Annotated in this window: 19 protein-coding genes and 1 pseudogene; 15 read left to right on the plus strand and 5 right to left on the minus strand. The window is 42.8% G+C overall.

Features of this window, described 5'->3' with window-relative positions; all coding sequences use genetic code 11:
• Positions 1-7: 7 nt before the first annotated feature.
• The 7 genes and pseudogenes from ACQW03_RS18740 to ACQW03_RS18770 form a co-directional block, all read left to right on the plus strand.
• Positions 8-982 (plus strand): hypothetical protein, encoded by a 975-nt coding sequence (locus ACQW03_RS18740; protein WP_441951127.1) that lies wholly within the window; start codon positions 8-10, stop codon positions 980-982.
• Between the two features lie 21 nt (positions 983-1,003).
• Positions 1,004-1,459, plus strand: coding sequence for a DUF6630 family protein (locus ACQW03_RS18745; protein WP_441951129.1), 456 nt, complete (start codon positions 1,004-1,006; stop codon positions 1,457-1,459).
• A gap of 818 nt (positions 1,460-2,277) precedes the next feature.
• Entirely contained in the window at positions 2,278-2,724 is a 447-nt protein-coding gene (locus ACQW03_RS18750; RefSeq protein ID WP_181127246.1) for an SUKH-3 domain-containing protein, read from the plus strand.
• Positions 2,725-3,119: 395 nt separating this feature from the next.
• Positions 3,120-3,551, plus strand: coding sequence for a hypothetical protein (locus ACQW03_RS18755; RefSeq protein WP_441951131.1), 432 nt, complete (start codon positions 3,120-3,122; stop codon positions 3,549-3,551).
• 259 nt (positions 3,552-3,810) lie between these two features.
• Positions 3,811-4,299 carry a hypothetical protein gene (locus ACQW03_RS18760; RefSeq protein ID WP_220030035.1) on the plus strand — a complete coding sequence of 163 codons (489 nt, stop codon included), beginning with the start codon at positions 3,811-3,813 and terminating at the stop codon, positions 4,297-4,299.
• A 56-nt stretch (positions 4,300-4,355) separates the two neighbouring features.
• Positions 4,356-4,976, plus strand: coding sequence for a suppressor of fused domain protein (locus tag ACQW03_RS18765; protein ID WP_071642380.1), 621 nt, complete (start codon positions 4,356-4,358; stop codon positions 4,974-4,976).
• Positions 4,977-5,740: 764 nt separating this feature from the next.
• Positions 5,741-6,496 (plus strand): annotated as a pseudogene (locus tag ACQW03_RS18770) (DUF2167 domain-containing protein); the annotation flags it as partial.
• A gap of 176 nt (positions 6,497-6,672) precedes the next feature.
• On the opposite strand, the gene ACQW03_RS18775 reads toward ACQW03_RS18770, so the two are convergent.
• Complete coding sequence (locus ACQW03_RS18775; protein WP_220030034.1) at positions 6,673-7,704, minus strand: PocR ligand-binding domain-containing protein; 1,032 nt, start codon at positions 7,702-7,704, stop codon at positions 6,673-6,675.
• A gap of 189 nt (positions 7,705-7,893) precedes the next feature.
• Here ACQW03_RS18775 and ACQW03_RS18780 point away from each other — a divergent pair, with 189 nt between their 5' ends.
• The 4 genes from ACQW03_RS18780 to ACQW03_RS18795 all read left to right on the plus strand — a co-directional run bounded on the left by ACQW03_RS18780 (position 7,894) and on the right by ACQW03_RS18795 (position 13,306).
• Positions 7,894-9,027, plus strand: coding sequence for a glycerol dehydrogenase (locus ACQW03_RS18780; protein WP_220030033.1), 1,134 nt, complete (start codon positions 7,894-7,896; stop codon positions 9,025-9,027).
• A 1-nt stretch (position 9,028) separates the two neighbouring features.
• A complete protein-coding gene (dhaK, locus tag ACQW03_RS18785) occupies positions 9,029-10,789 on the plus strand; it encodes a dihydroxyacetone kinase subunit DhaK (protein ID WP_441951135.1) in 1,761 nt (586 codons plus the stop codon).
• A 226-nt stretch (positions 10,790-11,015) separates the two neighbouring features.
• Positions 11,016-11,267: a hypothetical protein gene (locus tag ACQW03_RS18790; RefSeq protein ID WP_071642371.1), complete on the plus strand. Its 252-nt coding sequence runs from the start codon at positions 11,016-11,018 to the stop codon at positions 11,265-11,267.
• Between the two features lie 422 nt (positions 11,268-11,689).
• Positions 11,690-13,306 carry a cellulase family glycosylhydrolase gene (locus ACQW03_RS18795; RefSeq protein ID WP_441951137.1) on the plus strand — a complete coding sequence of 539 codons (1,617 nt, stop codon included), beginning with the start codon at positions 11,690-11,692 and terminating at the stop codon, positions 13,304-13,306.
• Between the two features lie 321 nt (positions 13,307-13,627).
• Here the strand turns inward: ACQW03_RS18795 and ACQW03_RS18800 are convergent, their stop codons facing one another.
• Entirely contained in the window at positions 13,628-14,632 is a 1,005-nt protein-coding gene (locus ACQW03_RS18800) for an LLM class flavin-dependent oxidoreductase (protein ID WP_029515656.1), read from the minus strand.
• 153 nt (positions 14,633-14,785) lie between these two features.
• Here ACQW03_RS18800 and ACQW03_RS18805 point away from each other — a divergent pair, with 153 nt between their 5' ends.
• A complete protein-coding gene (locus ACQW03_RS18805) occupies positions 14,786-15,109 on the plus strand; it encodes a DUF3817 domain-containing protein (protein ID WP_016324638.1) in 324 nt (107 codons plus the stop codon).
• 169 nt (positions 15,110-15,278) lie between these two features.
• On the opposite strand, the gene ACQW03_RS18810 is transcribed toward ACQW03_RS18805, so the two are convergent.
• The gene (locus tag ACQW03_RS18810; protein ID WP_441951140.1) at positions 15,279-16,229 is read right to left on the minus strand and encodes an acetylxylan esterase; all 951 of its coding nucleotides are present in this window, start codon (positions 16,227-16,229) and stop codon (positions 15,279-15,281) included.
• A 36-nt stretch (positions 16,230-16,265) separates the two neighbouring features.
• Positions 16,266-16,529 (minus strand): YkgJ family cysteine cluster protein, encoded by a 264-nt coding sequence (locus ACQW03_RS18815; RefSeq protein ID WP_013311446.1) that lies wholly within the window; start codon positions 16,527-16,529, stop codon positions 16,266-16,268.
• A 296-nt stretch (positions 16,530-16,825) separates the two neighbouring features.
• Here ACQW03_RS18815 and ACQW03_RS18820 point away from each other — a divergent pair, with 296 nt between their 5' ends.
• Positions 16,826-17,083 (plus strand): GlsB/YeaQ/YmgE family stress response membrane protein, encoded by a 258-nt coding sequence (locus ACQW03_RS18820; protein WP_023989828.1) that lies wholly within the window; start codon positions 16,826-16,828, stop codon positions 17,081-17,083.
• 129 nt (positions 17,084-17,212) lie between these two features.
• Here ACQW03_RS18820 and ACQW03_RS18825 read toward each other — a convergent pair whose 3' ends face one another.
• Entirely contained in the window at positions 17,213-18,514 is a 1,302-nt protein-coding gene (locus ACQW03_RS18825; RefSeq protein ID WP_076294349.1) for an MFS transporter, read from the minus strand.
• A gap of 400 nt (positions 18,515-18,914) precedes the next feature.
• On the opposite strand from ACQW03_RS18825, the gene ACQW03_RS18830 reads away from it, so the two are divergent.
• Together ACQW03_RS18830 and ACQW03_RS18835 are read left to right on the plus strand one after the other, a co-directional pair.
• Positions 18,915-19,766: an amino acid ABC transporter substrate-binding protein gene (locus ACQW03_RS18830; RefSeq protein WP_441951143.1), complete on the plus strand. Its 852-nt coding sequence runs from the start codon at positions 18,915-18,917 to the stop codon at positions 19,764-19,766.
• Positions 19,767-19,839: 73 nt separating this feature from the next.
• Positions 19,840-20,508 carry an amino acid ABC transporter permease gene (locus ACQW03_RS18835; protein ID WP_071642361.1) on the plus strand — a complete coding sequence of 223 codons (669 nt, stop codon included), beginning with the start codon at positions 19,840-19,842 and terminating at the stop codon, positions 20,506-20,508.

The raw sequence follows: 20,508 nt of genomic DNA on the forward strand, positions 1-20,508 counted from the left end.
GGACATAATGCTAAATCCAAAAAAACTAGAAATGGCGTATAGAAGATACAGTAAAAACTTTGTTGACGGGATCAAATTTGAAGAAATTAAAAATGAATATGAAGAGTGCCAAAGTGAAATAATTAATATCGTCGATTTGAATGCCGTAGAGAAGGATCATATTTTATTAATAGATTTAGACTCAGTTTTCTCATATTACCTCTCAAAATGGAAGTACGATGTTTTAATTAATGGTGGAAATAGAGTAGAAGAATTGAAAAAGATGCAAATGGTCGTTTTTTACCAGTGTATGGGGCAAGATCTTTATAAAATCCGTTACCCTGGGATGATGCCAGAATACTCGTTTCGGGAAGTCATAACAGCCTTAATTCATTTCACGATGTTTGGGTGGGAGAAAGAAGAAAACATATTATTTGACTTTATAGAGAACAACCTTGGAAGTAATATACTAGAAGCTAATGAATGGAACAAACATACGTGGTTTTTATTGGAGTTATACTTACAATATAGAAATAAAACTATTGCGGGAACGAGTCAATACTTGCATATAGCTGTGAAAGAAAAATTCAAGGAAGCTGGGCTTCGATACGATTTAATACCGGAAGACCTGGATGTTTATAAGGGAGTGTTGGAGCAATGGAAAACTCGTGATTCGGAAGTAATTAACCGCCTGATTGGTGAAATGTCACTTTACCACTCGATGTTAGCCTCAGAAATAGGCGAGTCCATGGAATTTGGCGACTTTAGATATGGATTCTATCCATATGAAATATTGTTCTTGCTTTATGTAAGGAATAAATTGAGTCTACCTGTTTTCAATCATTTTGACGATGTATTGATGAACACGCCAGAAGCGAAAATGGAAATTGGAGATCATGAATCTTATCCGGAATGGGACAGGCTGTTGCGCCTCATAGATAACTTTTATCGTAAAAATTATCCCGAATATATTCCGAATAAACATGGGGAATTGTTTCAATAATTATAAGCGGAGGAAATCAACATGTCTGATGAGGAAATCGTACAGCTCATATTTGAAGATCGCCAAGACATGGAAGTCATTCTAAGTGATTTGGAGGAGTTAAGTATCTACGAAAGTGTATTAAAATATGGTCTGTCTACGAAGAAATTTCTCTATCTTGATTATCGAGGTGAGCAATCTATGGAGATTGTTAACTATATTTTGGATTATGAATTTGCTCATAACCTTGAGTTGGCTTCCCAGGAGGAATTGGAGAAATTGGGGGAATTTGAATATGAGTATGTGCCTGACAAGATAAAAAAAGTCAATAATCTCATTTATCCAAAAAAGTATGGATTGTTTGCTTATCCAACTGGTGGCGACTATTATGCCCTATTTATTGCCAAACTGGAGCACAAATCTAAACTGCTGCGAGAAGATCTATTGGTTGATGAATGGACACCTCCCAAAGAAAGATGTATACAGTATTATTATTAACCCCACTTTCGTACTATAAATCTCTGATCTAACTCCTTGTAAACTTTCCAAAGCTTGTTCCAACTTGAACGATGAGGGGGAATGAGCTTTTTTGCATGCTCAAAATCAAAGGAGGGCAAGATAAATGGCAAAGTAGGTTCTGGCAGGAGAAGGAAAATTAGGATTGATTTCACAGACACAAGCAGAGTATCAGGAGATAAGAGGCTACTGCCAGAAAGTACGAGGGTCACGGCAACAGGCGGACAGTTAAGATGCGCTGATAGTAGTCAACATTATCTACGGCATGATGAAGGACAAAACAGTATTCCGCATGTCTGTACAAGCAGAAAAAAAGAAAACTAAACAGATGGATTGCTAGAATTTTAGCAACCACCTTACTAATCAATAGATTAGCTTTACAACATAGGGAACGGATAGTGCTACAGACAAAAGCTAATTGAGAATTAGAGATCTTGCTAGGGAGCAGTTAGAGAAGCATGTTCAGTTCCTCAAAGACGAGAGTAACAATTCAATCCAAGTGTAATGGAATTGAATCCTGACTTAATTAAGACAGTACAAGAAACAAGAGGAAAGCCAATAACGACCCCAAAAATCCGTACAAGGATGATGAAAGTTTCAAATCATGGCATGTTGAAAATTGTGCTGAGATTCAGGCGGTCATCGACTTTTATGGTCACATTAAAAATAGAAAATATACTAGTAAGTATCTTTAAAGGTAAAGAGAAGTACTACCAGCCATGTAAAACTGTGAAAAGACATTTTTTGATTTTATCAATGACTTTCATGAATAGTATTTTTGAATAAATAGGAGAATGCTTATGGATAACTTATCATATGATGCGAGAGAAATACTAATACAAGCAGGATGGAAACCAATTAATGAGGTTGACCTAACCGCAACAGTAAAGTTTTTAGAAGCAATGGGGTATCAAGTATTCGATTCAGTGATTGATGCACTAAGCGTATTTGGTGGAATCGAATATAAATTTAAGCATCCCGATGGAAGTTTGGAAACCTTTATTTTTAGTCCTGAAGAAGCTGTAGGGGATTATTATGAAAAAGAAGACTTCGAGGAATTTGAGGCACGAGTAAAAGAGCCGCTTGTTGTAGTTGGAGAAGCATATCGCGGAAATTTAATAATGTTTATTTCGAAATCCGGGAAGGTATACGGAAAAAATGGATATTCATTATTCAAGTTCGGAGATAACATCTTCGAAGCACTAGATACTCTATGTTTATTTAGAAAACCAGAAGAGGTAGAATAATAAAGTTCAGCTATCGGCTGAAAGGAACCTAGGCAAGATGACGGCGGACATGAATTGCAACTTTTAATAAGGTTAGTACAACAACTATAGTAATGAAGGTAGACAAAGAAAGTTACTTTAATCGCAGTTCAACTACGCGTAGCAGGGATTATTGTGTGAGAAAACCATTTGGTGACGACCGGTCAACCGATACAGGTAAAAGGATAAGTTTTAGGTTAGCACCCTTACCCTCTAATACAATCCGAAATTAACTTTACCTTTGTTTCTAAGTCGTGAGCCTGTTTGGGACAGAGGCGGGGGCGTAACAATAGATTTGTGGGAAAGGTGGTTTGATAAGTTATGAAGTACGGAGTACACAGTAATTAGTTGAAGAGGTTATTCAATTCTCAAATTCTATGATGGATTTTCCAAAAACACAGAGACCTCAAAATATTGTTACAATTAATCAATATGAAGAGGCGAAAAGGCTAGCCATTACTGAAGTTTTCGGTGAAGATGAATATACTTGGTCCGATATAAGACAACTTGAAATGGGAAAAGTTAAGGGGAAGTTGTATAAATTAGATTCTTCCCAAAAACCTAGTGGTTTGGATGAATTAACTGGATTAATAGCTGATTGTCTTAGAAGTCAAATAACGGACTCTTATAGTGATTTTTTTGAAAGTGTTGTAGTAGATTTGAGAAACTGCGCAATAAATCGTGCAATAAATGGTGAGATTGAAAATTTTTACAAACAAATTTTTAGAATCTATAAGGCTGGTGGTTTTCCATGTGGGTGGGATGGTGATTACCCAGAAGAAGGAAAACTTATTGCTTACTTTGCTTAAAAACAGTAATGCTTTTGTTTACTTTTTTTGACTAAGGGATTGTAGATACAATCAATAAGTAGAACGTTATACCAAACTTAAACAAATACTTGAAAAAATCAAGAAAGCTTATTCCAACCAACTTGATCCAATGAGAGAAATAAGCTTTTTTTATATCTAAAAGCATTAGTAAAAATAATCAGAGCACTCCAAAAATAGGCAGCAAGGTCGCACTATAAATATTTATTTCAAAAAATAAAACTAAACTGAGGGGAAGAAAATGAGCGAAGTAAAGGATTTTTACGATAATACAATATCTAAAATTGACTTTTTCAGTAACTGTGGGGATGCTATTAATGCTACACTCAATGTTAATGTTACGCAAGTACGTAACTGGGTTGATGTTGAAAAAAAAGTTAATTCTACTTGGGATAATGTTAGACTCCAAATAAGAAATCAACTAACTTCGACTCTACATGAGAATTGGCGAGAAGAATACAGACAGTGGAATAATATTACTATGGAGGCTAAATTATTACTTAAGGATGGAGTCCTTAAAAATATTTCTACATTTATAGAAAGAAATAAATTAAACAATTGTATATATGAGAGCGTTGAGTGGGATTTGCTTACTGCAATGATGGAGTATGCATATAGCACGTATGTAAAACCAGGTTTTCATACAGAATTGTTGGAAATATATAATTCAGGACATATACCTTGTGGTTGGAAAGGTAAGTGGCCTCAAGGAAGCCTATTGGTATTCTAACAGCCTATGGGAGGACTTCAATACAAAGAGATTGCTTATAAGAGGAAGTGATAATATTGGATATAAATAATCAATTATTAGAACATTATAAGAAATACATTGGTGAGCCAGATTTAATAAATATAGAGACCGTTTCAGAAAGTCTAAATATAAACTTAATCATTTTTCGAGCAAACGACCAAAGAGACTTTCATACTATTATAACGTCAGGAATGAGCTTATTACCTGCACAAGTTTCAGAAGATAATAAAGATTGGGAATATACAGAACTTATCATGTATCTTCCGGCATCATGGCCTGTGGCTAAAGAGGATATTAAAGATTTTAAAGATTATTGGCCATTTGGTTGGCTAAGAAAACTTGGCAAGTTCCCGCATGAAAGAAACACATGGTTTTGTTATGGAGACACTATACCTAATGGGGATCCTCCAGAACCAATTGCAAATGACAATAATTTCACTTGTATGCTATTATTACCTCCCATTCGTGAAGATGAAGGATTTAGCTCGTTAATGTTAAGTAAAGATAAAACCATACAATTTTTAGTTGTTTGTCCAATATATCAGGAAGAAATGGAATTTCAACTATCAAAAGGTTTTGGTGCTCTTCTTGAAAAGTTTGATGAATACAGCGTAAATGATATTGTTGAAGTTAATAGATTAAATACATGTAAATAAGGATATTAATAGCTAATAAAAGAGCGAGAATAACAGATTGTAAAAAGAATTTACACAATTAATTGACCCCAAAATTATAATTTATCTTAAAAAACTTATTTCACTCGAACATGAGAGGAATAAGTTTTTTCTTGTAGAGAATGACCAGTTGTGTGCTATGGTGACACTATCAAATACTGATGAATAGCCCCTAGTCTCCAAAACAAGCAGTGAACTCTTAGAAGGCTATTCAATGATTAGCTTATTTCTAATTAAATCGACCCTGTGTAAGCCTATACATTCTTTTAAATAAAAAAATTGACATATATTTAAAAACAGGACAAAAGTCACTAAGACTAAAGTCCTTTGTTAGATGAATTGTACATTCCTTAATCTGATGAAATTCGACATTTTTTATGCTAGACGGATGTATTCGAAATTAAGCTAGAAGTCAATGGGGGTGTCGTATCAAGGAATAATCCCTTTTTAGAAATTCATAAGTAGGAAACTGGCACGGAGAAGTAGTGCCATTGCGCAATTGTGCTTGTCCTTTATGAGTCTTTCTTATCGCTCATTCACTTATTATAAATTCAGTTCGATTAGATTAGAATATTTGCATACATATGTATAAAAATGAGTATTAAGTCTCGGAAACTCCCTTTGCTACTGCGAATTGACAAAATATGAAGCAGTGGCTAATATGGTTGGGGACACGGAAGATACTGGAATTTATAAAGGGGTAATGAGTTTTGAACAAGAGACTAGATAACAGATGTAGTAACAAAATGAAATGGGGCCAAACGATTTTTGGAGCGCTGTTGGCGCTTAGTCTGGTGTTACTCAGTGGGGGTAACGTGTGGGCCTCATCCAATGAACAATTAAAATGGATTGAGGGCGGCCGAAAGGTAGACCTGGGAAAAATGGCTACGGTTGAACTGGACTCATCTCTTCTTTTCTTAGATGCAGCTAACAAGGCAAAAGTAAGCAAGATGAATCATGAGAAGCCAACTGGCAAGGGAATGGGGAGTATATTTCCGAAAGATGAAAATCAAAATTGGGAAGTTGTTTTTGAATACGATGAACTTGGACACATCAAGGATGATGAAAAAGAAGACATCGATGCGGATGCCATTCTAGGTAGTTATAAAGAGGGTACGGAAGAGAGTAACAAGGAAAAAGCGGAAAGCGATCGTCTGTATGTTACGGGCTGGGATGTGGAACCTTTTTATAATGAGGCGACCCATAATCTAACCTGGTCTATGCTGGCGGAGGATGGGAACAAGGAAAAACTGATCAATTATAATGTTCGTTTGCTCACTCGTCAGGGTTATATCTCTGCAATATTAGTGTCCGATCCTGCGCATTTGGACGCAGATAAGAAGTTTTTGAATGAGAAAATATTACCCAAGCTGACAGTCAAATCAGGTGAGCGGTACGAGGAATTTAATGCTTCAACGGACAAAATTTCCGAATACGGCCTAACCGGATTGATTTTGGGAGGAGCAGGCTTGGCAGTAGCTAAAAAAGTAGGCTTGTTGGCATAGATAAAAAAACACTCCAACATAAAATTGCTGATAAAAAGGGATGGTGATTGAGGGCAAATCACCATCTCTTGCAGCTTTAGAAGCACACCAGGACATAAGTAGCTGAGCAGAACTAATTTACATGAACAGATGATCATGGAGACGATAGACCCGTGAATCATCTGTTTTTCTTTTTATCCCTTGTAATACTTTCGATACACCGCGGGCGTTGTGCCTTCATACTTTTTGAATATTTTAATAAAATACCCCGGCTCATTGAAGCCGAGCTCGCTACTGATCTGAGATACAGGAATATCTGTAGCTTCGAGCAATTGCTTCGCCCATTTAATCTTCAGGCGGGAAAGATAGCTGGAAAAGTTCTCCCCCGTTTCCTTGGCAAACAGCCGACTAAAATAGCTTGGGCTAATGTGGCACAAGTCAGCCATGGCTTTGAGAGAAAAAGTTTCACCCTTGTGCTCAAAAATATATTCAAAGGCGGGTTTTAGTACGGGATTTCCGCACGGAATATTCACATCTCCTGAGGAATTCAGATAGGCATCTGCTAAGAAATTATTCATTTCTTTCTTAAGGCTTTCGATATGCTCCAGCGAGTAGCCAGGAAGGATCTCGGACAACTGTGGAGTGGACTGTGTGGCCGACGCCTTCTCGAACATTTCTGCGAGAAGATTTTTGTTCATGGCTTCTTCAACAATATAATTACACAATAAGGATAACATGTTGGAGATCGTCTGAATTTCCTGATAGGTCATGGATGGCAGATCGGCGTAGTCGTTCTTAAGTTCCTCCCATTTGGAACTGTACAGTTTTTCATTTTTTGACGTGAGGATTTGCTCCAGCTGTAGGGCACTCGAAGGATCAGCTAAGCGGACCTGACCTGCCATGACAGCGCCGATGTACTTATCGTCAATAATGATCGGTACCGCGATGTCGACGATGTCATAATGACAGAGATAAATATAAGGTTTGTTGGAACGCACCGCTTCAAGTCCACCGCGAGAGTCACATTTTTGGCAGTAGGGAAGGAGATTCTCATCCTGGCGAACCTTCTTGCAGAACGATTGGCATTGGCTGTGGCTAGTTACGGGATTCCCTTTATAATCGACAGTGAGAATGGCTAATTGGGTAACGGATGCTAATGAATCCTGCAACTGCTCCCACTTTTTCAAATCAAAGATTTTCTGGATGCTCAAATGTTCACGTATCAAGATTCTCATCCCTTAATGGTAAAATATACTGTAAGCGATAACAAAAAAGTACAATTCGTGATCTTTAGTGCAAAAAAATACGATTGTAGATTATAATATATTCCTTGATTCCTCCAATGTAAAGTTTACATGGTTCGGTTATAGTTTTAATCAGAACGAAGCCAACACAATCATAAGGAGGAATTATAGATGAGAAAAGCTTTTATCAGCCCAAGCAAATATGTACAAGGTGAAAACGAATTGTTGAATTTGGGTTACTATGTGAGCACCTTCGGCAAATCCGCTTTACTGATTGCGCATCCTGCCGATGTGGCGCGGGTAAAAGATAAGCTTGATTCCACTTTGGGTAAATATAACGTGACCTTTATTGAAAGCGGTTTTATGGGCGAGTGTTCCAGACAAGAAGTGTCTAGACTTCAGGAAATTGCTACTGCGAATGGATGCGATTGTATCGTAGGTCTCGGGGGTGGGAAAGCGATCGACGCGGCGAAATGCGTGGCCCAAGGGGAAGCGCTTATCATCTGTCCAACGATTGCTGCGACGGATGCACCGACAAGTCACTCGGCCGTTCTTTACACCCCGGAAGGTGCTTTCGATGATTACGCCTATTTTAAGCAAAGTCCGAATGTCGTATTAGTCGACACCACCGTAATTGCCAATGCACCAACCCGATTCCTCGTATCAGGCATGGGTGATGCACTGTCGACTTACTTTGAAGCCCGTGCGACCTCCCGTTCTTACTCCAGGGTCAATGCCGGACTGCCTAACGGAGTACGCGAAGGACAGTGTGCGCCAGCAGTAGGTACAAATGCGGCGATTGCACTTGCAACGCTATGTTATGAAATGCTGTTGAAAGACGGTGCCAAAGCAAAAGCGGCATGTGATGAAAACCAGGTTACGCAAGCACTCGAGAATATCATTGAAACTAATATTTTACTCTCAGGCCTCGGCTTCGAGAGCGGCGGACTTGCGGCGGCCCATGCGATTCATGATGGACTCACGATTTTGGAAGGCACGCATCATTATTATCATGGGGAGAAAGTTGCATTCGGCACGATCGCACAGCTGGTGCTCGAAAATGCACCGACGGAAGAATTACATCAGGTACTGGATTTCTGTTTAGCCGTCGGTTTACCAGTCTGCTTGGCTGATATTGGCGTCGATCATATCAGCCAGGAAGAACTCATGGAAGTAGCTGCAAAGGCCTGCATTCTGGAGGAATCGATTCATTCCATGCCGTTTCCGGTCACAGTGGAGCAGGTTGCAGCGGCAATCGCTGCGGCCGACCGTATCGGGAGCCAGTACAAAGCGGAGGTAAAGTAGCATGAAAAAGGTCATCAACCGTGCGGAAAATTTGGTCCTTGAGATGTGCAGCGGTATTGCGCTCGCGCATCCCGAGCTGGAATTTCTGCCAAAATACAAAGTGCTCAAAAAAAAGGAATTGAACGCGGAGAAAGTAACGCTCATCAGCGGCGGTGGTAGCGGTCATGAGCCCGCCCACGCCGGATTTGTTGGCAAAGGGATGCTCGATGCCGCAGTCTGCGGTGATGTCTTCGCCTCTCCCTCACAAATTCAAGTATATCAGGCCATCCGAGCGACAACCGGGAAAAAAGGTGCGCTACTGATTATTAAAAATTACAGCGGCGATATTATGAACTTTAGAAACGGCGCCCATCTGGCCACTGAAGACGGTCTGGAAGTGGACTATGTAAAGGTTGAAGACGACATCGCTGTAGAAGACAGCCTATATACGGTCGGACGGCGCGGGGTGGCGGGAACGGTACTCGTCCATAAGATCGCGGGTGCAGCGGCGGAAGAGGGCCGGAGTCTGGCGGAAGTTAAAGCAGTGGCCGAGAAAGCTGCTGCGAATGTACGCAGTATCGGATTCGCATTGACTTCGTGTACCGTGCCGGCGAAGGGCACGCCAACATTAGAGCTCGGGCATGATGAAATCGAGTACGGCGTCGGCATTCACGGCGAGCCTGGGACCAGCCGTGAGAAGCTGACGGATGCGGATACGTTGGCAGGCAGAATGGTAACCGATCTCCTTCGAGACATGCAGATTGAAACTGGATTCAGCGGAGAAATAGCCCTGTTGATCAATGGTTTCGGCGGTACGCCTCTGCAAGAACTGTACCTCTTCAATCATTCGGTCACTCGCGAACTAGCAGCGAAGGGGATCACGATCGATCGCACTTTTGTCAACAATTATATGACGAGTATCGATATGGCAGGTATCTCGGTTTCCATCATGAAGCTGGACAACGAACTGAAAACGCTCCTTTCCCATGAAAGCAACGCACCTGCGTTCAAGGTGGCTGGACCTGTTGATCATGTCGTATTCACGGATATTTCAACTGTAGCAGACGAAAAGCGGCAAGTATCCTTTGCGGTGGAAACGGACCCAGCCTTAGCGGTTATTGAGAACAACAAAGTTACGTTGAACAATCTTATCTATTTAGTAGATAAGATGAGCGAGGTTATCATCAAGAATGAGGTACCTTTCTGCGATCTTGACTCTCATGCAGGCGACGGAGACTTTGGCATGAGCGTTGCTAAGGGATTTCGTCAGCTAAAACGGGAATGGAGAGACATCCTGAATCAAGATTCTTTGACGATGGGAGCCTTTCTTCATTCATGCTCGCTCGTCATCATGGAATATTGCGGTGGCGCTTCGGGTCCGATCTGGGGTTCAGCATTTCGCGCAGCGGCACGATCTGCGGGCGAACGAGCCGAACTCACCGTTTCCGAATTCGCGGATATGATGCAGGCTGCGGTGCAAGGCATACAATCGACAGGCGAACGTTCTTTCGGCAGAGGAGCCGTCGTTGGCGATAAAACGCTTATAGATGCATTAGTGCCATGTGCGGATAGCTGGGTGGAGAGCGCGAAATTAGATTTTGACGTGAAGACAGCCTTTGTAAGAGGTGCTCAAGCCGCTGTATCAGGGGCTAAAAAGACGGAAGACATCGTGGCGCGCATGGGCCGTGCCGGAACGGTCGGAGAGAGAAGCCTTGGTTATCCAGACGCGGGGGCTTATGCGCTTGGAGTGATCTTTACGGAGCTTGCTGAATGTTTGAACTAATTCTATAAATCCAAAATTACTGGCGCTAACACTTCGTTTAGATATCCATTCCTGCCTGTAACACTCGCTAATTCTTAAAAATTCAAGGTTTGTTCATTGCAATTGATGTGCATTAGGTTTATAATTTCAGACGGATTCAAAGGGCTTATCCCGGAATCCATGGGAGTTCATCCCATCTGAGCTAGCTTACTGCATGCTCAAATATGAATTAAGCGAGGGATTTACAATGAAAACCTGCTGCACCATCCAAGTTGACGAAGACAGTTTAGTTATTGATTTACCAGAAGAAGGAACCACGCTAGAGTCCCTGCTCGGAGATATTGAGAGCTGTGGAGGTAGTGAAGAACCTTGGCTGCAACTTATTGACAAGGTAATAGGTAACTCATCTGAGACTGTACTGACAGAGCAAGCGACGGATGGCGGCGATATGAAGGAAGATCAGACGACCAAAGAGCCTCAAGCAACCGCTCAGGGGTAATAGGGAGATCATACGTTAAGACGATATTTGTAACATTATTCGATCACATATAAGATCATCTATAAGACTGCTATACCGAGCTAAGGCATCGGGAAGCAGTCTTTTTTTATTAAACGACTAAAATTCTCTAAATTTTGCAATTAGTAAATTTTGCAATTAGTAAATGAGTCTTTTGTCCCTTTAGTACTCTATAGTAGCCAACTAAGCAGAACACATCCCAAAACCGTGACTTCCTGTTCATTTTCTATCATAAAGTCGAAATGTAACATGAAACTAACTATAATAGTAGTATCATCCATATACAGGTAAGTGACATCTATGTTTGGACCTGATCCTCTTGCTGCATGAAGGAGGGGACGAAAGAGCAGAGAACAACGTACTGATAAGTCTCATCTACTTTATAAAAAGGAAGGAATGTGTAAATGATGAATGGGCAATGGATCCTGCCAAGGATCGCAAAAAGAGTAGCGGTGATGCTAACAGCAGTATTACTGTTAACGTTAACGAACGGATTCAACTGGAATACGCAAACAGCAGAGGCTGCTGGGACGACCCCTGTGGAACGTTACGGACAACTTTCAGTAAAGAATGGTAAATTGGTGGATAAAAATGGTAAACCTGTACAACTCAAAGGTATTAGCTCTCACGGCGTTCAATGGTTTGGGGATCTGGTAAATCAGGACTCTATGAAATGGCTACGGGACGATTGGGGCATTTCCGTATTCCGGGTTGCACTGTACACTGAAGAAGATGGTTATATCACCAATCCTTCTTTGAAAAATAAAGTGAAGGAAGCGATTGAGGCAGCACAGAAGCTGGGCTTGTACGTCATTATTGACTGGCACATTCTCTCAGATGGCGATCCGAACATTCATAAAAAAGAAGCCAAAGCTTTCTTTAATGAATTTTCGACTCAGTACGGCCATTTGCCTAACGTAATCTATGAGCTTGCCAATGAGCCGAATGGGAATGTGAACTGGAACAATCAAATCCGACCTTATGCATCTGAGGTATCTCAGGTTATTCGTGCTAAGGACCCGGACAATATTATTATTGTAGGAACAGGCACATGGAGTCAGGATGTACATGATGCAGCAGACCATCCACTTCCAGACAAGAATACAATGTATACCGTACATTTCTATGCGGGTACGCATGGACAGTACTTGCGCGATCGGGTCGATTATGCGCTGAACAAAGGCGTGGGCATATTTGCTACCGAGTGGGGTACAAGCGATGCTTCGGGTAACGGTGGTCCGTTCCTGAATGAATCCAAAGTATGGACTGATTTTCTTGCAAGCCGTGGAATCAGTTGGGCTAACTGGTCGCTGGCAGATAAAAATGAGACCTCTGCTGTGCTGTTGCCTGGTGCTGACCGTAAGGGCGGATGGCCTGATTCACAATTGTCCGCTTCCGGAAAATTCGTAAAACAGGCGATTCTGGAAGGCTCCAGCAACAATGGTGGAGGCGGAAACAACGCTGGGAATAACGGCGGAAATGGCGGCAACACTGGCGGTGGCAACAACGGCGGCGATAACGGTAACGGTAACGGTAACGGAGGAAGTACACCAGGCAGTAACGATCAAGGGATTGTGCTTCAGTATCGCACCGGTGACACGAACGTCAAGGATAACGCAATCCGTCCTGAATTTAATATCAAAAATACAGGGAAAACAGCTGTGAAGTTGAGTGATCTAAAAATTCTCTACTATTACACAGATGAAAGCAAACAAGCTCAGCAGTTTTTTGTAGACTGGGCCAGGATTGGCAATGAAAAGGTAAAAGCAACATTTGTAACATTGCCGAGTCCAAAGGCTAAGGCTGATAAATATGTGGAGATCTCTTTCACAGATGGAGCGGGAACGATTCAGCCCGGCGGGGAAAGCGGAGAAATTCAACCCCGTATTCATGCTGCAAATTGGAGCAATTTTGATGAGACCAACGATTACTCCTATGGTGCTACCCAAACAGCATTCGCAGACTGGGACCATGGCACTGTATATCAGCAGGGTAAGCTGGTTTGGGGGATAGAGCCTTAGAATTTAATCGTTATTAACTTTATCGGAACGAGTAAAGATATGGGACTTTTGGGTGCAAGCTTTCCAAGGTTTGGAGTATAGAATATGCGCCTTTGGTATATGAAGACTGGAACTTTAGGGGGTAACGACTGACACTTTAGTTTCGGTGTGTATACTACTAAAGTACCATATGATGTTCGACTTTTGTGGTGCTTGAATTACTTCTATAGTGCAGAGGGGATGGTTCCAATGCACCCTTCTCTACGACAAACCCCCGCTGTTGCCATCATAGGCAGGCGGGGGTTTTAATGTTTCTGAAGCTCAGCCTCCGTTCAACTGCGTCTATACCAAATCAAAAGCTTTGGCCAGCAGACGGTAGGACTGAACACGTTTATCAAAGTCATGTATGGATGAAACGACCAGTAATTCATCAGTACGATACTGCTCAGCCAGTCTTAGCAGCTGTTCCTTACACTGTTCAGGGGTACCAACAACACGCCATGCTGCGGACTGACGCAGCCGCTCACGATCCAACTCCGTGTACGGATAGGACATTGCTGTTTTTACCGACGGAAGAGAACTCATTTCTTTACCTTGCATAAGCAAAAGGAAATACAAACTAGCACTGGACGCCAGTTGTTCAGCTTCTTCTTCGGTTTCCGCACAGGCCACCGTCACAGCCGCCATGGAATGGGGCTTATCACCCAGGATCGAAGGCTGGAATTGCTCGTGGTAACGTGCGGTAGCTTCTACACCACCTGGAGTCCCGAAAAATTGGGCAAAGGCATAGGAGGCACCCATCATCGCAGCCAATCTGGCGCTTTCTCCGCTGGAGCCGAGCAACCATAATTCAGGGACGGTCGATATCATCGGGGAGGCATGAAGACCGGCAAATCGATGATTGTCAGGCACCGAATCATGGAAGTAGTCGATTAAATCGAGAATCTGCTGTGGATATTGTTCGACAGATTGGTACTTGCCTTCCTGCAGGGCACGAGTAGCCAGCGGTAAACCACCGGGAGCACGCCCTATTCCCAGGTCGATGCGTCCGGGATGGAGAGCCTCCAGCAAGCGAAAGTTTTCGGCGACTTTATACGCGCTGTAGTGTGGCAGCATAATACCGCCTGAACCCACACGAATGCGTGATGTATGAGCAGCCAAATGCGCAATCAGCACCTCAGGGCTGGAGTGCGCTAGTGTTTTGGACGCATGATGCTCGGATACCCAATAACGGCTGTATCCCAGTTGATCAGCTTCACGCGCTAAATCTGTTGTATTGGATAATGCATCCTGAGCAGTACCGCCTTCAGGAATATGAGACTGGTCCAGTATACCCAGTTTAAGCATTTTGCAATCACCTCTTACACAACTGTATCAGACACAACTCATTAGGTCAAAACTCAAAAATGGATAGGTTGGAGTTTGGGGACCTTTTCGTTATAATAAAGGATGTGTAAAGGATGAGAGAACATCCTTGCTTATGGAGAGGGGATTGAATTTGTGTTAAGAACACCTTTGGGGCGTGTCCGACTCATGCTCTGGATTCAAGCTATAGCTTATTTGGCGATACTATTCACCCACCAGCCCCTGCAAGCGGCGGGCATGACCCAGGCGGTTATGGTGATTGGTAACATATACCGGGTGAGCTTTTTGTTGCTCCTCGTTGCTTTAATCTATGGAAAAACAGCACTGCACTGGTCTATACGGCGGCCTCTTTTTATTATGTTTGCCTCCTTCATCCCGTTTGGTCTGATGATTATGGATTTTGTTTGGGTGCGAAAATGGACAGGGGATTCGGCAGCAGAACAGCGAACTGCATCGTAACATTTGAAGATGCGCTTAGTGTGAAGTTTCGAGGAGTTTGTCTGGCGTAAGCGGGACTGGTCCCGATGCAGTAGAAAAGAACATTACGCAGGTTGATGCGTGGTGTTCTTTTTTTTGTGCACCGGAGGAATCTTCTACATATTTTTACTTTCGAGCGTTCAAAATCAAATTATGAAAAATGCTGAACTAAAAATTCTGCCGTCTTGCGTCTTTGAAAGCCTTCAACCCAATGTCCAGTAAACGGATAAATTTCAATCGTTTTCGCTGATTCAATGCGGTTATAAGCGGCGAAAATCGTCTCTGGCATACACACAGTATCCTTAAACCCTACCGATACCATGACCGGTATACGAATGCGATGAGCAAGATTCATCACGTCAAAATAACTTAATGTATGTAGTACCTGCTCCAAATGCTCCGGGAATCGGTTGGCGAATTCGGCAGCTTCCGTCAGTGAACTGGTAGAATTCATCATACCAAAATCCATATGACACATATTGGGGATATCCGCCACCGTAATGGCAGCTTTATCGCTGAGCGCAGCCACCATTAATGAAAGTCCGCCGCCCTGACTAGCGCCACTGACTGCGATTTTAGCCGAATCGACATCCGACTGCTCCGCTACCCAATCTACGGCTCTAAGGGCATCGGTTGTAATCGTTTTGTAGTAGCAGGTATCCTTGTCCAATATTCCTTTCGTTACCCAGCCTTTAACCGTACCGTGAGGATCACCCAGACGGTCTCCCGTTTCTCCTCCCTGACCACGTACATCTACTGCCAATACAGCAAAGCCAAGCATGAGCCAAGAGGAATAATCTTCAGGATAGCCTTTTCCGCCTGTATAGCCATGAAACAGAACGATACACGGCAACTTTTGATCTCCGGCAAATCGGGGGCGTACATACCAGGCATGCAGAGGCGTATCATCGACACCCTCAAAAGTAATCCGGTAGGCAAGGATATGAGGATATGGTGTTTCTACGGGAGCTTTGAACGCACGTACAGGTTTGGTGTGGACTTCTTCCAATGTTTTGGCCCAGAATAAATCTATATCCTTCGGGGCGGTAAGATCGGGCCGATATTGCTTCAATTCGGCAATTCTTTTTTCAATAACATTCATAATTAAAATTCTCCTTCATATAGAATGAACTTCTCCTTATGCTTTACCCGGTAAAGTTGACTCCTCCAGCTCTCTGAGCAGCTCAAATGCTCTTTCATTAGTGCTTCCACATGTATCCTCATCAGCATGGAATCCACTGCATACAACTGGGCGCTCAGGTTTGCCAAACAATCGGCAACGATAATCGGAAGTGAGCTGAGGGCAAGGAACACCAGCTGGTTTTCCATCTGGCATGCCGGGAATAGGGGAAGAAATCGTAATGGCAATACAGCACGCGGCACATCCTACTCGACACTCCAGTTGGGGTCACTCCTTAAAATCTGTTATTTTTGTAACTTATGCATGAAGTGACATTAATGAAGCCATAATGTGAGGATGGCACAAAAAAAGCAGGAATACAAGGATAAACGCATATTAGACACACTTTTCACACAAGGGGTATAAATAGTCGTAGAGGCACGTAAGATGGTATCAAGTCCCTAAATCAGTGTTCCGTTATGTGGTAATATTAACCAATCGTCTTTTGTGTGTTCAAAAGGAGTTCGAGTGGTTAATAATAGAACACAACGATAAAAACTTAAACGAGGTGACGCAAAATGAGTTGGTTATGGGCATTGATTGTTGGTGGTATTATTGGTTGGTTGGCAGGAATTATTGCAGGTCGTGATGTTCCGGGTGGCGTGATAGGTAACATCATCGCTGGTTTTATCGGCGCATGGTTGGGTAGCTTGATTCTGGGAAACTGGGGTCCTGAAATCGGATCGTTCTACATCGTTCCTGCATTAATTGGTGCGATTGTGCTGGTCGTGATTGTAAGCTTGATCTTCCGTTCCGTTGGACGGAGTAGAGGCTAACTTTACGAATCATTGAATAGACTAGCCCCTATGGGGCACAAGGCTAAAAATGGAAAGAAGCTGCTTCCGCAAGGTTCGAAAAAGAACCTGTGGGAGCAGCTTTTTTTGAGGAAAAGTGACGAATTTTTCCTATTGAAAACGCCTGATATGAGGAACACTTAGAACGCCGAGCACAATACACATGCCAATGGTTGCAAACATGCCAATTGTGAACATACCACCAAGCTTATCCGCTACAGCACCTACGGCCAGATAGCCGACAGGGAGCAGGGCAAAGGAAAACATTAGATCCAGACTAGCTACACGTCCAAAAGACTCGGCTGGGACTAATTCCTGAAGGCTTGTCTCCCAGATAATCGCAAATATCATAATGCCAAATCCTTCGAGCATCATGCTCATAATCAGTCCTGGCATCCAAGTGACTACAGACAATAGTAGTAAAGCAAGGCCGCTGACAAAAGCTCCTAAGTAAGCGAGCAGACCGCGATGCTTCCAATGCTTGCGTGATCCATACACAAAGGCCCCCAGCATGGCGCCAATGCCGCTACTTGCCATCGCAATGCCGTATACGACTGGATTGTAGCCATGATGAACCTTGAACAGCCACGGAATGAGTACAGCGATAATGCCTGAATAACAAATATTAATGAAGGAAAAGGCAAGAATCGTAATCCATAGCCAAGGATGGCTTTTGAGAATGGTAAAGCCTGCGATAAAATCCTTGAGAAAATGCTGTCCACCCTGATCTTGCTGTTCTGGATCTACCTGACCTTTGCCGATGATGGAGGCCAAATGAGCGCTCAGCATCCAAAAGCAGGCAAAAGATATCAGATAAGCGATAGAATCCAGTCCAAAGCCGACACCCGGTGAGGAAAAAGATACAATGAAGCCTCCTAACGGAGGGCCAAGTAGACGGACGGCTTGTATACTGATCTGACTCAGCGCGTTAGCTGCATTACGTATGTCCGGTGTAAACACCTGTGCGCGTAAGGCAGAATAAGCAGGATTAAAGATGCCGTCCATCAATCCATACAACGCTAGGCCAACGAATAGAACCGGTAATTTCATCCCGCCTGTAAACATCAGCACCGCCGCAATGAACATCAGTCCAAACCGGGCGATATTCGTAAACAGAAGGAGACGAATTCGGTCAATTCTGTCCACGATCATTCCTGCGAAAGGCAGAATAAGTACGTTAGGCAGCATATAAACAGTCATCGCCAGTCCCATGATAGTAGTCGAGCCTGTTAGGGAATAGATAACCAGTGGCAAAATGACTGTGGTGACTGAGCTCCCCAACATTGCGATCCAATGTCCAAGCCACAACAAGGTGAACGCTTTGGATTGTTTTAAAGGTGAAGTGAAGGTAGCCCAGGCCGAGTGACTTCCTTCAGGTGATGTAGAGGATAAGGTTGAATTTTGGGTATCCATAGTCACACTCCGGTATATTTCTAAACTGAATCTATTTCATAATACCTTCAGTAGCTTTAATAAAGAGTACATATAGATCAAAATGGTTTAATTTGTCTATACGTCATATACATTTCGTTGGTTTAATCATTTATGAAATGGATTCAACTGCATATTAAAACCTATTATACGAAATCTCTAACGTAAGGGTACAGAAAAAGTTGCTGTGAGGGGAGTTATAATGAATAACCTGCCAATGAAAGAGTCAACCTAGAATAATTATAGGCCACAAAAATATATAACTTACCTTTTGCATAGGGATTATTGGATAAAAGCATTGACGCGTGAAAATGAATGATGTACTATTCAATGACCAGCCGCGTGCTAGGTTATCAAGAAAAAGGGAAAGAGTGTGGATACCATGAAAAAATTTAGTTTTTTGCCGATTGTACTCATCGTGATGGCATTGCTGGTTTCGGCCTGCGGTAACAACGATAAAGGCGCCAGTACCAATAATGCATCTACCGGAGATAACGGATCTAATAATGGAAAAGCAGATACTACTGCTACAGCTACTCTTGAATCTGTAAAAGCAAGCGGCAAGCTAAGAATTGGCACGGAAGGTACCTATGCTCCGTTTACCTACCATGATGCTGCTGGTAAACTGACAGGCTTCGATGTCGATATTGCGACTGAAGTGAGTAAACGCCTGGGGGTACAACCGGAGTTTATCGAGACGCAATGGGATGGCATATTCGCAGGGTTGAACTCCAAGCGGTTTGACACGGTTTTTAATGAAGTATCCATTACAGATGAGCGTAAGCAAAAATATGATTTTTCCGATCCGTACATTGTCTCCAAGGCAGTTTTGATCGTAAGCGAAGACAATACAGACATCCAGAAATTTGCTGATCTAAAAGGAAAAAAGGCTGGGCAGTCCCTGACCAGTAACCTGACTCAAATCGCGAAAAGCAACGGTGCGGAAATTGTGGCAACAGAGGGATTCAACCAAGCCATCGACCTCCTCACTTCCAAACGGGTGGATGCGACCGTCAATGATGGATTATCCTATCTCGATCTGAAAAAGCAAAAGCCTGACGCACCCATCAAAAAGGTGGATGAATCTCCAGATGCTTCACACAGCGCAGCTGTATTCAATAAAGGCAGCGAAGATTTGGTCAAGGAAGTAAACAAAGCGCTGGCTGATATGAAGGCTGATGGTACGTACCTGAAAATTTCCGAGAAATATTTTGGAGCCGACGTATCCAAATAATAAATGAAGACCAGACGTTCGCCAAGTCGAACCGAATCTTCTCAAACCTATCTTTTCAAAGGATGTCTGTACAATGGATGATCGCCAAATACAAATCATTATGGATTCATTATTGCCTCTGCTAAAAGCAGGGGTTTCTTTTACGATTCCGCTCACGCTTATCTCCTTTGCTCTGGGACTCGTGCTGGCGCTGGTTACAGCGTTGGCCCGGCTGTCCAAATGGAGAATACTCAAGCTGATTTTCGGCTTCTATGTATGGGTGATTCGAGGAACTCCTTTGCTGGTGCAATTGTATATTATTTTCTATGGTTTACCTTCCGTGGGTATTACACTGGACCCGTTTATTGCTTCAGTGATCGGCTTTACCCTCAGCGTAGGGGCTTATAGCTCTGAAATTATGCGTGCGGCTATCATATCCATTCAGGAAGGCCAATGGGAGGCGGGATACTCTTTGGGTATGACGCGGTGGCAAGTATTGCGGCGTATCGTGCTTCCGCAAGCATCCCGTGTGTCCGTACCTCCGTTGGCTAATTCATTCATCAGCTTGGTGAAGGATACCTCACTGGCTGCGACCATCACTTATGTGGAAATGTTCAGAACGGCTAACCAGATTGTAGCTACCACATACGAACCGCTATTGGTGTATACCGAGGCTGGGGTTATTTACCTGCTGTTTAGCACCATTTTGACTGTGCTGCAAAATTACCTGGAGAAGCGACTAGGCCGTTTTTCCGTCAGATAA

Origin of the sequence: Paenibacillus sp. DRB1-1 (assembly GCF_052119485.1) — a bacterium.
GTDB lineage: Bacteria > Bacillota > Bacilli > Paenibacillales > Paenibacillaceae > Paenibacillus > Paenibacillus polymyxa_B.